The organism is Mesorhizobium sp. BH1-1-5 (genome assembly GCF_020165615.1).
GTDB lineage: Bacteria > Pseudomonadota > Alphaproteobacteria > Rhizobiales > Rhizobiaceae > Mesorhizobium.
In genome coordinates this window covers 78710-93611 of record NZ_JAIUIM010000025.1, presented here as the reverse complement: position 1 = coordinate 93611, position 14902 = coordinate 78710, and the positions used below count along the sequence as shown (strand labels likewise).

The window sequence follows — 14902 nt, the reverse complement described above, 5'->3', positions numbered from 1 at the left end:
AGCATCTCCGGGCACAAATACACCGACGTCAACGGCGACGACGCGACGGCTGGGCACAATAACGACGACACGGCGCTGGCCGGCATCACCATCAACCTTTACGCCAGCGGCGACCTTAACAACCCGATCGCGCACACGACGACGGCGGGCGACGGCTCCTACTCGTTCACGGGCCTGGGTCCGCTGACGGGCGGCCAGAGCTATGTCGTGCAGGAGGTGCTGCCGAACGGCTATGTCGAGACCCTAGGCAAGGACGGCTATACCGTCGCGGCCACCAGCGGCAACACCACCACGGGCGAGGACTTCGCCAACTTCGTGCCGGGCTCCATCCACGGCTTCAAATTCGAAGACTTGGACGCCAACGGCAAATTCGATGGCTCCGATCACGGGATGGAGGGCATCACCATCGAGTTGAAGGGCGATGTGGATGGTAATGGCACGATCGATACCGTCGACACGGTGACCGACGCCAACGGCTACTTCAACTTCGTCAACCTGCATCCAGGCACCTACACGATCTCCGAGCTGTTCACGGATGGAACGACCTGGGCGGCGACCGTCGATCATGATGGCAATGGTGTCGGCGACGCCACCACGACGGTAACGGTGCTCAGCGGACAGGAACTCGTCGCGGTCGCTGGAGAAGAGGGGCAGCTCGACTCGTTGCATACGGAAGTCAATGTCGGCAACGCCCTGACCTTCGGCAACCATGAGCTTGGCGCTCTCGGGCTCACCCCGGGCTTCTGGTACAATCACGAATATGTGTGGGACGCTCCGATCCTTGGTTCCGACACCAGCAATGGCGGCGTGGACGGCAAGGGCGTCTCGCTCGCCTCCAAGCTCGCTGCTGCCGGTACGATCGTCGCGCCGGACATCGCCAATCTGTTGCCCGGGAATCTCGATGTCGACAAAGACGGTCACAAGGACCTGCTATTCACGGATGCAAGCGGCAAGTCCCTGGTGATCGAATGGGACGACGCTCGCGAGATCGTCGGCGGGGCCAATGGTACAGGCGGCGACAAGCTCGGCGATTTCGTCCGCTATGCGATCACCACGCTGCTCAATGATGCCGGTGTCCCGAACTTCAGCGCGCCAGCGGGCATGATTGCCAACATCGCCGACTGGCTGATTGCAAATGGCGGTGTGACGCATACCGACTTCAACGGAGACGGCCAGATAACAAATGCCGACCCTTATATTCTCAACTACAACAACGCCAAGGAACCCGGCAAAGACGGCTTCACCAAGACGGTCAAGGCAAGCAGCGCCGCCTGGCAGAGCGGATCCGGCGGCCTGCCGTCCGGCGCCCAAATCTTTGCCGACATGAACGCCACGACCGATGGTGCCACCGGCAACAATATGATGATGTCGTTGAACCAGTCGCATGTCTTCACGACGCAGGACGAGGGCGATCACTTCGGCGTCATATCGTCCGTGCTGAATTACTCGGGCAGCTACCTGCAGCTCCACGTCTGACGAAGCCGTGCGCAAATCTGATGCAAACACCGATCGAGGGCGATCCCATGTCGCCCTCGATCCCTCCGCGCCGGGTGCGATCGGCATCTGGATCGCGCGATCAGAGGTCAAGAAAAGGCAGAGAGGACCGATGAACCAGCGCGTTGAGAAGATCATCGACCGCCCGACGCGCCGGAGATTTTTTGCGACGGCACGCTGGCCATAAGTTTCCGCCAGGACGTGTTGCGCCTTACGCTCTATTCGGATCGCATCGATGCCGCAGAGCGCGCGAACATCAATCGCGTCGTCGTCGGGCAACTGTCAATCCCGCCGGCAGGTTTCGTCGATCTCTGCAATCAGATGACCGCGGTCATGGCGCGACTGACGCAAGCCGGAAAGGTGCATCCGGTCGAACTACCCCAACAGCAGGCTTCCTAGGAGCAATTCCAGCAAAAGTAACGGTTTCCTGGAATTGCCCTCAGGCTTTCGCAACCGGCCTGTATTCCATTGCCACCACACCGTTGCCAAGCGGCGCGGCCGAGACCAACTCGAGCGCGACCGGCGCGTCGGGCCTAGCCGGCAGCCCCCGGATAGACGAGCAGCCGCACGCGATCGACCAGACCGGCGCCGAAAAGCTGCCGGGCGACGCTCAGGCTGCCATGCACATAGACGTTGCCGCCGGACTGTTGCTTCAGCCCGGCGACGGCCTCGGGCAGGGGGCCTTCGAGGAGCTCGGCCGGTTTCCAATCGACCGCCTTGAGGCTGGCCGATGCAACATATTTCGGCAGCGCGTTGAAGCGGTCGGCGAAGTCGCCGGTCTCCGAGGGCCAATGGCCGGCAAAGATCTCGTAGGTAACGCGTCCGAGAAGCATGGCGCCGCTGTCGGCAAGCTCATCCTCCTTGAACCTGTGCATCGCGTCGTTCCAAACGACGTTGGGCAGCCGCTCATGCTCGGCAATGCCGTCGACGGTAATGAACTCTGTAACGATCAATTCCCGCATTGCGTCCTCCGCATTCGACCAAAGTGCCACATTAATTCGAATATCGAATAGTATGGCAATGGAAATATGCCGAGGCGAGGGGAGGCTCAACTGCCCGATTGTCGTGCACCTTTAAGCCGCCGACTTACGCAGGACAATCCGCACAAAAAAACCCGCCATTCGGCGGGCTTTCTTGCTTTGGCTGGAGGCCTTTGCTTAGTTGAACTTGTACTTGGCGCCAAGGCGGACAGTCTGGATCCGCGGGGTGTCTTCGAGGAAGCCGCCGGAGCCGAAGTCTTCCTTCTGGTACTGGGAATAGCGATATTCGAGACCGACGGTCATGTTGTTGGAAACGGCAGTTTCGAGGCCGCCGCCGATCGAGAAGCCGCTGGAGCCCCAGTCGTAGATATCGCCGCCACCACCGCCTGCGACGGAACCATGCAGGTTGAAGTGCTGCCAGCTGTAACCGCCGATGACATAAGCCAGGGTCGATTCGTTGACCTTGGCGCCGATACGCGCCAGTGCATCGAAGCCGTAATCGGCGTCGCCCTTGATCGAGAGCGGGCCGAGGTCGAGCTTGGAACGGATGCCGGAGTACCGCGCGTCGAATTGAACGCCGGCGACCCAGGCGCCAAAGTCCTGATCGTAGCCGACACTGGCTTCGCCGAACACGCCTTCGCCGCCGATGCCGTCAAGCTCCCCTCCGGTGATCGAAAGGTCATGCACCTGGGCGCCTGAGCCGAGGGCGCCGCCGACATAGAAGCCGGTCCAGTTATAGGTCGGCGCGGCAAACGAGGAACCGCCGCCATTCTGGGCGTTGAAGCGGTAGTTGGCGCCGATGAGGAAGGTGTGGGTCGAAGGCTCGACATTGAGCGACGCGCCGCCCAGATCGAGCACCGACTTGTCACCATAGTCGGCATAGCGGTATTCGGTCTTCAGCGTCCAGTTGCCGCGGAGGACCGTTTCCATGCCAACGCCAAGCACATAACCGCTGCGATTCTGGGTGAAGCTGAACCCATCGCCGCCGATCGACCCGTCAAGCTTGAAGTGCTGCCAGCCATAGCCGCCGAGCACGTAACCCAAGGTGCTCGGGTTCAGCAGGTAACCCGCGCGTAGGCCGACATCGAAGCCGTAGACGTTCTGGAGGTCGGCGTCGATGAAACCGGACGCGTTCAGCGACGGGCCGATATTGCCGTAGTGAGCGTCGATGAAGCCGCCGAGCAGGAAGCGATCGCTGACCATGAAGTCGTAGCCGGCCGACAGTTCGCCGAAGACGCCATTGCCGCCAATGCCGTTGAAGCTGACGCCGGGAACGCTGATCTGGTGAACGGTCGCGCCGGCGCCGACGCCGAAGCCGACATAGACGCCGCTCCAGTTGTAGCCGGGAGCCGCCTGCTCCTGGACGACATCAGCGGCGTGCGCGGCCGACATCAAAGCGACGGCCGAAACAGCGCCCAACAGAACGGATTTCGCAGAAAGACGAAGAAACATAGCCCCATAACCCCAAGTTAAAACCCGGCGACGTTCTAGCAGGGGTTGTTGAAATTTGTAGTGGCAGAAATGCCACACCGATGTGGTGACCTGCCCAACCCTTGGGTGGTTTTTCGCGGGATACGGGCAGTTCAGGTAAAATGCACCCAGAAAAGGTCAGTTTGGTCGTGGGTGGCGCGTCTTCTGGTCCGACCACTTGTCCGACGGTGGACCAAGTCGCAGAAATGACCCTTGCGCGACGTCGGCCTTCAGTCTACCCTCACCTGAGAAAACCTTTTCCCAAACCGTCGCTTTCGACATCCGCCCCCCGGTCCGAATGCAACGGGCTCTTGTGAGAAAAGGTTTTCTCAACTGGGAGGTCCTTCGCCGAATATGTCTTCCGACGCCGAGTCAGCACCTGTCTTTGCCCGGCCGCCGGTCACGCTGCGCGAGGTCGCGGCCGTGGCCGGCGTCAGCGTCGCCACGGCGTCGAAGGCGCTGAACGGGCAGGGGCGCATGACCGCGGAGACGCGCGAGCGCATCCGCGAGACGGCGCGGCTGCTCGGCTTCCGGCCGAACAGCCTGGCGCAGAGCCTGCTCAGAAAACGCTCCTTCACCGTCGGGCTGCTCACCAACGATACCTATGGCCGCTTCTCGCTGCCGCTGATGGCCGGCGTTTCGGATGCGCTGGTCGACAAGGGCGTCTCGGTGTTCCTGTGCAATGTCGAAGACGATCAGCGGCTCGGCCAGCTGCATGTCGAGGCCATGCTCGACAAGCGCGTCGACGGCATCGTCGCCACCGGAAAACGCATCGACCGCCATTTGCCGGTCGATCTCTCCAATCTGCGCATTCCGGTCGTCTACGCTTTCACCCAGCCCGATCCCGGCGCGGTCGGCCTCGTCTCCGATGACGCCGGCGGCGCGCGGCTGGCGGTCGAGCAGTTCGTGCGGCTCGGGCGCCGCCGTATCGCCCATGTCACCGGACCGGCAAGCTTCGCCGTGGTGCACACGCGCGCCGATGCCTGGCGCGACGTCCTGAAGGAGAATGGCCTGGCCGCGGGCGAGCCGCTGCTCGGCGCCTGGTCGGAAGCCTGGGGCCACGATGCGGTGGCGCAACTGTTCGGCAAGGCGGGCAGGGAGGGTTGGCCGGACGCGGTCTTCTGCGGCAACGACCAGATCGCCCGCGGCGTCATCGACGCGCTGCGCGAACGCGGTATCCGCGTGCCCGACGATGTCGGCGTCATCGGCTTCGACAATTGGGAGATCGTGGCCGAGGCGACACGTCCGCCGCTGACCTCCGTCGACATGAACCTGGCAAGTCTCGGCCGAGAAGCCGGGCTTGCCCTGCTTTCGCTCGTCGACGGCCATCCAGCCGCGCCGGGCATCAGGAAACTGCCGTGCCGGCTGGTGGTGCGTCAGTCATGCGGCAGCCCGCCGCAATGAAGCAACAAGGCCGCGCCTCCGCATCCGCCGGGCGGCGTGGCCAAAACAGGGAGGAGAACCATGAGGAGGAGTAACGTGAAGACCATGTTTGCCAAGCTGGCTTTGGCCGCGGCCGTCATCGGCGGCGGCCTGCAGGCGGCGTCCGCCGAGACCGCCAACATCTGGGTGCGCGCCGACGGCTCGAACTTCATGCCGCGCATCGTCGACGCCTTCAACAAGGCGAACAAGGACCAGATCAAGCTCGACATCATCCCCAATGCCGAGATCATCCCGAAATATGGCGCCGCCGCCGCCGGTGGCACCGCGCCCGACGCGCTCTCGCTCGACCTGATCTACACGCCGTCCTTCGCCGCCGCCGGCCAGCTGGAGGACATCACCGACTGGGCGAAATCCTTGCCCTATTTTGCCAGCCTCTCGCCGGCGCATGTAAAGACCGGCACCTACAAGGACCGCATCTACGGCCTGCCGTTCTCGGCCGACGCCTCGGTGCTGATTTGGAACAAGAAGCTGTTCAAGCAGGCGGGGCTGGACCCAGAGAAGGGGCCGACCAACTGGGCCGAGATCGAGGCCGACGCAGAGAAGGTCAACGCGCTTGGCGGCGATATCAAGGGCTTCTACTTCTCCGGCAATTGCGGCGGCTGCAACATCTTCACCTTCACGCCGCTGATCTGGGCCTCGGGCGGCGACATCCTGTCGGAGGACGGCTCAAAGGCGACGCTCGACAGCCCGCAGCTGCGCGGCGCGATCGACCTCTACCGCTCGATGGTCAAGAAAGGTCTGGTGCCCGAGGGCGCGCAGACCGATACCGGCGCCAATTTCTTCGCGGCCTTCGCCGGCGGCAAGATCGGCCTCTCGCCCTCCGGCGCCTTCGCCATCGGCGCGCTCAACACGCAATATCCGGACGTCGACTACGGCATCACCTTCCTGCCGGGCAAGGATGGCGGCTGGTCGTCCTTCGCCGGCGGCGACAATTTCGTCGTCACCAAGGGCACCAAGAAGATCGCCGTGGTGAAGGAGTTCCTGGACTTCGCCTATTCGCTGGAGGGCCAGACGATCCTGGCCAAATATGGCAGCCTGCCGGTGCGCAACGACATCGCCAAGGACGCGCTGAAGGATCTCGACCCGCGCTACCAGGTGGCGGCCGAGGCGATGGCCAAGGGCAAGACGCCCTATTCGGTGGTGTTCAACGACCTGATCAACTCCGCCAACGGTCCGTGGACGCAGATGGTCAACGAGGTGTTCTTCGGCGACGATGTCGATGGCGCCATCAAGAATGCGCAAGACACCATGCAGTCGATCATCGACCAGGCGCCGAACAAGTAGACTCCAGGGCCAGCCGGCGGCGAGGATTGCGCAACGCCTCGCCGCCAAGGCTCTGACCGGCCGCCCGCCCCGTCTCCCTGGCCGGGCGGCCGGATGATGCATCGCTAAAGATAGGGCTAGGCGTTTGATACAGCTCACTTGCATTGTCGGTTCGGGGCGACGCGAGGTTCGCGCGCCCCTTCTCCCCTTGTGGGAGAAGGTGGATCGGCGCGCAGCGCCGAGACGGATGAGGGGTGTTCCAGGGAAAGCCAGCGTCTCACTTCGCTGGAACACCCCTCATCCGTCGCCCTCGGCGACACCTTCTCCCACAAGATGGGGAGAAGGGGGAGCGCGACCATGACCACCATCACCGCAACCTCCGCTCCAGCCCGCGCCAGGACACGCGCCGGCGCCGGCCTGCGGCAATGGGTAGGCCTGCTCTATGTCCTGCCGGCCGTCGCCCTGGTCACCGTCTTCTTCGTCATCCCGCTCGGTATGACGGCCTGGATGTCGCTCAACAACTGGCCGCTGATGGGCGAGCATTCCTTCATCGGTCTCGACAACTACGTCGCGATCCTGCGCGACACGCGCTTCTGGAACGCGCTGAAATTCACCTTCTACTATACGGTGATCGTCACCATCGCGATCTTCGCCGTCGCCTTCCCGCTGGCGATCTTCATCGAAAGGCCGCGGCCGCTCACCAATCTCTACCGCACCGCCTTCTTCATGCCGGCGGTGGTCGGCTTCGCCTCGGCGAGCCTGCTCTGGTCCTGGCTGCTCAATGTCGATTCCGGCCTGTTCAGCCCGGCCGCTTACGACCTCGGGCTGACCGCGAAGAAGGTCAATCTTCTCGCCACCTTCCAGCCGGCCTTCTGGTCGATCATCGCCATGGTGGTGTGGAAGGTCGCCGGCTTCACCATGATCATCCTGATGACCGGCCTGCAGTCGATCCCGCAGGACCTGCAGGAGGCGGCCGTCATCGACGGGGCAGGGCCGTTTGCGAGATTCCGGGCGATCACCTTGCCCTTGATGCGCCGCACTTTGGCGCTGGCGCTGATCCTGTCGGTCGCGGGCTCAATCCTTGCCTTCGACCAGTTCTACATCATCCTGCGCGGCGGCCCGCGCAACCAGACGCTGACGGCCGTCTACTGGATCTTCAACCAGTCCTTCGTGTCGTTCAAGCTCGGCTACGGCGCGGCGCTCTCGATGGTGCTGCTGGTCATCCTGGTGGCGCTCAGCCTCGTCCAGCTCTGGCTGCTGCGCAAGCCCGAGGGGCTCGACTGATGGCCGAGGCGATGGCGCAGAACCGCAGGGCCGCCTTCAGCCTCGCCAGGCATTCCACCGGCGTCATCGCCTCGGTGCTGTTCCTGGCGCCGATCGTCTGGACCGTTCTGTCGACCTTCAAGCCGGCGCAGGAGGCACGCCAGCCGCCGCTGCCGCCATGGCCGACGACCGGTTTCTCGATCGAGAATTACGAGACGCTGAACTCTTTCGGCGACGGGCTGTGGGTCTCGGCGCAGAACAGCATCTATGTCTCGGTGATGACTGTGCTGCTCTCGGTGCTGGTCAGCGTGCTTGCCGGTTACGGCTTCTCGCGCTTCCGCTTTCCGTTCCGCGATTTCTTCTTCGTCCTCATCCTGTCGACGATCATGATCCCGTTCCAGTCGATCCTGACGCCGATCTTCCTGGTGCTGACGAAGCTTGGCCTGCACAACACGCTGACCGGACTGGTCTGCGTCTATGTCACGCTGCAGCTGCCCTTCTCGATATTCATGATGCGCAACGCCTTCGACGCCGTGCCGCGCGAGATCGAGGAGGCCGCGCGCATGGACGGCGCCAACAATGTCACCATGCTGGTCAAGGTGATGCTGCCGCTGGTCTGGCCGGGCGTCGTCACCATCGCGCTGTTCGCCTTTCTCGGCGCTTGGAACGAGTTCCTGGCGGCACTCGTGCTGATGACCGACCAGTCCAAATTCACCTTGCCGGTGATGATGACCGCACTTCAGTCCGGCCGCTTCGGCGCCATCGACTGGGGCGCGGTGCAGGCCGGCGTCACGGTGATGATGGTGCCTTGCCTGATCCTGTTCCTGGCGCTGCAGCGCTTCTACATCCGCGGCCTCATGGCCGGAGCCGTCAAGTAATTCGAATGGAGTGACGTTCATGACAGCATCGCAGCCCGCCGCGCAGACCGGCACCTCCGCCAGGCCGAAACTCGCTTTCCGCCCACTGCCCGTGCCGCAGGTCGATGTCCGCGGTTTCTGGGGTGATCGCGTCGACGCCGTCGCCGCCAAGACCGCCGGCATCCTCTACGACCGCTGCGTCGAGGCGCGCATGCTGGAGCAGATCGACCCGGACGTGCCATCGCCCGGCGTCGTCATTCTTTTCCACGTCAGCGACGGTTTCACCGCGCGCACCGTGACCACGCAGATGTTCTGGGATTCCGACTGGGGCAAGACCATCGAGACCGCGGCCTATTCGCTCTACCGCCGCCGCAATCCCGAACTCGAAAAGAAGATCGACGCCGTCATCGACATGTACGGCAAGCTGCAGCAGGAGGACGGCTATCTGTCCAGCTGGTACCAGCGCATCCAGCCCGGCCTGCGCTGGACCAACCTGCGCGACTGCCACGAGCTCTATTGCGCCGGCCATCTGATCGAGGGCGCGGTCGCCTACTATCAGGCGACCGGCAAGCGCAAGCTGCTCGACATCATGAGCCGCTATGCCGACCACATCGCCGACACTTTTGGCCCGGAGCCCGGCAAGCGGAAGGGCTATTGCGGCCATGAGGAGATCGAGCTGGCTCTGGTCCGGCTCGCGCGTGCCACCGGCAACGACAGATATATGAAGCTGGCTAAGTATTTCATCGACCAGCGCGGCCAGCAGCCGCATTATTTCGACGAGGAGGCCCGGGCCCGTGGCGCCGACCCCAAGGACTTCCACTTCAAGACCTATGAATACAACCAATCGCACAGACCGGTGCGCGAGCAGGACAAGGTCGTCGGCCATGCGGTCAGGGCGATGTATCTCTATTCCGGCATGGCCGACATCGCGACGGAGTATGCCGACGACACGCTGAAACTCGCGCTTGAGAGGCTCTGGGACGATCTGACGACGAAGAGCCTTTACGTCACCGGCGGCCTCGGCCCGTCGAAAGACAATGAGGGTTTCACCGACGACTACGACCTGCCCAACGAAACCGCCTATGCCGAGACCTGCGCTTCGGTCGGCCTGGTGTTCTGGGCAAGCCGCATGCTCGGCATGGGCCCGAACGCCCGCTACGCCGACATGATGGAGCGCGCCCTCTACAATGGCTCGATCTCCGGCCTGTCGCTCGACGGTTCGCTGTTCTTCTACGAGAACCCGCTGGAGAGCCGTGGCGGCCATCATCGCTGGAAATGGCACCGCTGCCCGTGCTGCCCGCCCAATATCGGCCGCATGGTGGCGTCGATCGGCAGCTATTTCTACGGCCTCGCCGACGATGCGCTGGCGGTGCACCTTTATGGCGACTCGACCGCCCGTTTCGAGATCGCCGGCCGGCAGGTCACCCTGGTCCAGACCAGCAACTATCCCTGGGACGGCGCGGTCGCTATCGAGGTCGGACCGGAGGCGCCGGTTACGTTCACGCTCCATCTGCGCGTGCCTGCCTGGTGCCGCAAGGCAGCACTTCGGGTCAACGGCAAGATGCTTGATCTCGAAGCGGCGACGGTCGAGGGCTATGCCGCGATCCGCCGCGAATGGCGTCAGGGCGACCGGGTCGAACTCGACCTCGAAATGTCGATGGCGCGCCTCTTCGCCAACCCGAATGTGCGCCAGGACACCGGTCGCGTAGCACTTGCGCGCGGCCCGCTGCTCTACTGCGTCGAGGAAACCGACAATGGCGGCGGACTGCATCGCATCGCCTTGCCGCGCGAGGCAAGGCTCGAGGCGCACAAGGAGCCGAACCTGCTCGGCGGCGTCGTCACCCTTTCGGCCATCGGCAGCCGGGCCGAAACGGAGAACTGGGGCGCCGATCTCTACCGTCCCCAACCGCCCGCCACACAGGAAACGAAACTCAAGGCGGTTCCCTATTTCGCTTGGGACAATCGCGATCCCGGCGAGATGCTGGTCTGGCTCAGGGAAGGGTGAGCGCGGCTCCGGCTTCCGCATATGGCGGGCCGGCCGTTCTCATCGAGGATGGCCGTGCAAGCCTATCGAGGATCGGCAGTTGGCGCGGACTGCGCCGGTGCCTGTACATGCGTGTCGATGTTCATGCTCACTTCCGTCACCAGCTTGCGGCGAAGGGCCGTGACGTAGTCGTGCGGTTCCTTCGGTGACATCACAAAGGCTTGTGAGCCGCCGATGACGGATCGGGCAAAGTAGGAAGCCAGCGGCTGGTGGGGATCCTCGTCGTCCGCCGGGATGGCGATCGCGTTGATCGTGTAGCCCTTGGCGATCGCGTTCTCCCGGCTCGGCTGAACAGGCAGCCCGTCATTGTTCTCGCCATTTGAAGAGATGTCGATCACCTTCTTCATGGCGGTCCCGGGGAACTCGTCGAGCAGGAGGCCTCCGACATCGATTGCCGTCGACACCGAAGTTCCGCCCCGGCCCCTGCGGATATGGCCGGTATCGCCTTTATTCCTGATCACCGACGCGGCCGCCTTGGCATCTTCCAGTCCGCAGATGCGTGTCCACGGCAGCACGGTGCGCGAGCGGCCTGGGCTCGACCATTCGAAATAGGCCACGCCTATGCAGCCGAGGTAATTCTGGGCGATGGCTCTGATGATCTCGGGCGAGGTGAGTGCCGTGGCATGCCCTTCGCGCTGCAGGTCGGCGATCTTCGGATCGATCGAAGAGGAGAAGTCCACCGCGAAGACGACGGCGACGTCAACCTTCATCGATGCCGGATCGATGTTGGTTGCATCAGCGGCATGCCCCCAAAGGACCGCGGCAGCCAGCGTCGTCAGCCTGGCCAATGAAAGGGCATGCCTTGCCCGCCCGGCGTCAGTATCCGATTTCCCGTGAGGACCTTCGAGCATCCTACCCTCCATCTCGATACAGGTCGTTTTCGATGCGATGCGGTTTCGGCCGGTGAGATGAGCGCGAGTAGCCGCCAGCAAGGTCAACCGAGGGCGTCTTTCCAGCCTGCATTGGCGATGACGCGCGGCTCGCAGCCGGCCAGGCGCCTGCTGGCGAAGCCGAGTCGGCTCTGCCGGGATTGGTTCGCAAAGACGCGGTCGGCGTCCGGCTGGACATCGCGACCGACAGGATCGATCCAAGGATGATCGCCGCGCCGAGCGCGCCTGCCGGCGAAGACCGCTCGCCGAGGAAGATCGCCGCGCCCACAGCGCCAAAGGCGCTTTCCGCGCTGACCATCACCGCGGCGTGGCTGGCTGAGGTGAAACGCTGGGCGGCAATCTGGATGCTGAAGGCGATCGCGGTGGAGAAAACTCCGAGCACCACCAGTTCAGGGCCAGCCTCCAGGACAGCGGCCGATGACAGATTGCCTTTCACCGCCCCGAGCGGCAGGGCAATCGCGGCGGCGCCGAGGAACTGCGCGGCGGCAGCCGTGAAAGGGCGGGCATGGGCGTGCATGTGGCGCCCGAGCTCGACCGTCCACAGCGCATAGCAGCCGGCCGACAAGAGGGCGGTGAGGTCGCCGCTGCCGAAACCGGCAACCCCGCCTGACAACAGCAGGCAGCCGATCACCGTCGATCCCGCGGCGACGATGAGACCTGCCGTCGGATGTTCGCCTATGAGCAGCCAGGCGGCCAGCGGCGTGATCACCGTTGCCGTGCTTATGAAGAAGCTCGCATTGGTGACGCTGGCGCCGAGATAGCAGAGCTGTTGCAGAATGGCGAAGATGGCAAACAGCACAACCACCCGGGCCAGGCTGGAAGAATGCGCGGCGTCGGCCGGCGTTCGCCGTTCCGTCAGGACGAAGGGCAGCACCAGCAGCCCGCCGATCAGGCAGCGCAGCCCAACAGCGCTTAGCGCGTCGAGGTGATCGAGCACCGTCTTTTGCGCCACGTTTCCGAAGCCCCAAAGCGCGGCCGCAAACAGCAGCAGCAAATTGGCTGTGAGTTTTGACATTCGCCGCACCCTTGGGCAGAACCATGTTTCGGGTTCAGCTACCCCTAATTCAGCAAACTCTAAATGAAATGCGTCATGGTAACGCTTGGGTCGCGCGGCTGTGGAGCTTGCGAGGCGTTAGTTTTGAGTTAGGATTTCGTCAGGCTGGGGAGCTATTAAGCAATGCAAAGTGCGGAACGCCTTGCCGCCAGTAGAATCTTGCTTTTCGGCGGCTTCCAGATTGAGAAGGAAGCTGGCGGTCCAATTTGGCTGACCGGAAAGCGTGGCCCTGCAATCCTTGCCTACCTGGCTCGGTGTCAGGGCATGGCAGCGCCGCGCGAGAGGCTGGCCGACCTTCTTTGGAGCGATAGCGACAGCGGACATTCGCGCAACAGCCTGCGGCAAACGCTCAGCGTCCTGCGGCGGGATCTGTCGCGTCAGGGCCTGGATATCGTCTATTCCCACAAGGATCTGATCGGCCTCAGGCCGGAAGCGGTGGGGGTCGACGTCGACGAGTTTGAAGCGGGTCTGTCGGCACGTTCCGCCTCCGAACTCCAAACTGCCTTGGCTCTCTACAATGGGCCGTTTCTCGACGGTTTTTATGTCGGCACCAATGCTTTCGACGATTGGGCGGCATCGGAACGCGAAAGGCTGCTGGGTCGGGCGCTTGGATCGCTGGAGAAGCTCACCCGTCTTGTGGACCCTGAAAGCGGGCTGGCCGTGGTCGATCGAATTCTCGCCATGGAGCCGACGCGGGAGGAAGCCTACCGGCTGAAAATGGAACTGCTCGTTGCATGCGGTCAGCGCGACAAGGCGTTGCGAACCTTCGAGGCTTGCAGAAGCGTCTTGAGGAAGGAGTTCGGTGTCGACGTCAGCGCTGAGACGCGCGCGCTCTGGCAATCGCTGCTTTCCTCCACCGAGCCATCGTCAAACCCTCAGGCGGCCAATGGAGCCATCGCCGGTCAGCGCTCGGGACGCCCATCCATCGTCGTGGCCGACATCGTCAATCTGACGGGACAGCGCGGTGACGACTTTTTCGCCAAGGGTCTCGTTCACGATATCACCACGGCACTTTCCGAGGTGGCCGACTATATCGTGCTTTCGGCCCCCGAGAAAAACGGCGGGGAACCGAGGGCGCCGGCTGGCGTGCGGGCGCGCTATACGCTCAAGGGCAGCATCCAGCGGTCCGGAGACGAGCTCAGGGTGAACATCCAGCTTGTCGACGCCGCCGACGGGCGCAATGTCTGGGCGCAGAAATTCGACGACCACTCGCAGAACGCACTCGATTTCCAGGACAGGATCGCGCAGTCGGTCGTGTTGGCTGTCAGCCTCGAGCTTCAATTGACCAACTGGAAGGTTCGCGACAAGAGCCCGCCCGGTCCCCCCGAAGTGCGCAGGCTGGTGAACGAAGCCCTGATGAAATACTTCGAGATGACACGGGACTCGCTCCTGGTCTCGAAGGATCTCGCCGAAAAGGCTCTTTTGCTGGCGCCCGATAACGTTCGCGCGAAACGGACGCTGTCCATCGCGACGACCATGGGTGTTGCGTTCGGTGCTTTGCCTCGCGAGCAGGAGCACATCGACCGTGCGATTGAGCTTGCCGAGGACTCGGTAAGGGCTGTGCCCGATGACGAAATTGCCCGTTGCATCCTGTCATTCGCCTACGAATGCGATGGCCGGATTGACGAGGCAATCGTGCAATGCCAGCACGCGATCAGTCTCAATCCGAGCTACCCCAGCGGCCACGGCGATATTTCGATGCTCTTCGCCTTGCGCGGACAGGTCAGCGAGGCAATGCGCGAGGCCAACGAGGCGGTCCGGCTTGGAACGCATGACGTCATCGACTTCTGGCGCCATCACGGCTTGGTTATAGCGCTGTTCGCCGGCGGAGACGATCGGCGGGCGCTCGAAGTCGCCCGCAAGGTGGTCAGGACAAAGCCGGGATTCGTGCGCGGCGCCCTTTATTGGGCGGCCGCTGCTTCTGCGACGGGAAACAATGAAGAGGCGTCACGGGCAATCCACCATTGCCTGTCACAACTTCCGCATCTCAATATCGACAATGTCTGCCCAGGCTTTCTGCCGCGATATGTGAATGACAATCATCACGCGCGCTTCCTCGACATGCTCTCGAAGGCCGGCCTTCCCGCCGCTGATCCGCGTTGAAATTGCCGCATCCGCGACAGCCCTGGCGGTTCTGTCCGGTA

General features: G+C 63.2%; 12 protein-coding genes. 8 read left to right on the top strand and 4 right to left on the bottom strand.

Annotated features, from left to right (window positions below; all coding sequences use genetic code 11):
* Positions 1-1476 (top strand): SdrD B-like domain-containing protein (locus tag LB572_RS27105; protein ID WP_224669901.1); only part of this gene is annotated, 1476 nt, incomplete at its 5' end.
* Positions 1477-1698: 222 nt separating this feature from the next.
* Positions 1699-1893, top strand: coding sequence for a hypothetical protein (locus LB572_RS27100; protein ID WP_224669900.1), 195 nt, complete (start codon positions 1699-1701; stop codon positions 1891-1893).
* Positions 1894-2027: 134 nt separating this feature from the next.
* On the opposite strand, the gene LB572_RS27095 is transcribed toward LB572_RS27100, so the two are convergent.
* The gene (locus LB572_RS27095) at positions 2028-2456 is read right to left on the bottom strand and encodes a dihydrofolate reductase family protein (RefSeq protein WP_224669899.1); all 429 of its coding nucleotides are present in this window, start codon (positions 2454-2456) and stop codon (positions 2028-2030) included.
* A 195-nt stretch (positions 2457-2651) separates the two neighbouring features.
* A complete protein-coding gene (locus LB572_RS27090) occupies positions 2652-3926 on the bottom strand; it encodes an outer membrane protein (protein WP_181179033.1) in 1275 nt (424 codons plus the stop codon).
* 372 nt (positions 3927-4298) lie between these two features.
* Between LB572_RS27090 and LB572_RS27085 the strand changes: the two genes are divergently transcribed.
* The 5 genes from LB572_RS27085 (at position 4299) to LB572_RS27065 (ending at position 10775) form a co-directional block, all read left to right on the top strand.
* Positions 4299-5348: a LacI family DNA-binding transcriptional regulator gene (locus LB572_RS27085; protein ID WP_224669898.1), complete on the top strand. Its 1050-nt coding sequence runs from the start codon at positions 4299-4301 to the stop codon at positions 5346-5348.
* A gap of 84 nt (positions 5349-5432) precedes the next feature.
* Positions 5433-6671: an ABC transporter substrate-binding protein gene (locus LB572_RS27080; RefSeq protein ID WP_263498368.1), complete on the top strand. Its 1239-nt coding sequence runs from the start codon at positions 5433-5435 to the stop codon at positions 6669-6671.
* 336 nt (positions 6672-7007) lie between these two features.
* Positions 7008-7934, top strand: coding sequence for a carbohydrate ABC transporter permease (locus LB572_RS27075; protein ID WP_224669897.1), 927 nt, complete (start codon positions 7008-7010; stop codon positions 7932-7934).
* Positions 7934-8791, top strand: a complete 858-nt coding sequence (locus tag LB572_RS27070) for a carbohydrate ABC transporter permease (RefSeq protein ID WP_140801208.1) — start codon at positions 7934-7936, stop codon at positions 8789-8791. The genes LB572_RS27075 and LB572_RS27070 overlap by 1 nt, the downstream gene beginning before the upstream one ends.
* Before the next feature lie 19 nt (positions 8792-8810).
* Entirely contained in the window at positions 8811-10775 is a 1965-nt protein-coding gene (locus tag LB572_RS27065) for a glycoside hydrolase family 127 protein (protein WP_224669896.1), read from the top strand.
* A 62-nt stretch (positions 10776-10837) separates the two neighbouring features.
* Here LB572_RS27065 and LB572_RS27060 read toward each other — a convergent pair whose 3' ends face one another.
* A complete protein-coding gene (locus LB572_RS27060) occupies positions 10838-11752 on the bottom strand; it encodes a DUF1194 domain-containing protein (protein WP_318014069.1) in 915 nt (304 codons plus the stop codon).
* On the bottom strand, positions 11667-12719 hold the full coding sequence (locus tag LB572_RS27055; protein ID WP_224669895.1) for a DMT family transporter: 1053 nt from the start codon (positions 12717-12719) through the stop codon (positions 11667-11669). The genes LB572_RS27060 and LB572_RS27055 overlap by 86 nt, the downstream gene beginning before the upstream one ends.
* Positions 12720-12881: 162 nt before the next feature.
* Here LB572_RS27055 and LB572_RS27050 point away from each other — a divergent pair, with 162 nt between their 5' ends.
* On the top strand, positions 12882-14861 hold the full coding sequence (locus LB572_RS27050) for a BTAD domain-containing putative transcriptional regulator (protein WP_224669894.1): 1980 nt from the start codon (positions 12882-12884) through the stop codon (positions 14859-14861).
* Positions 14862-14902: the final 41 nt, after the last annotated feature.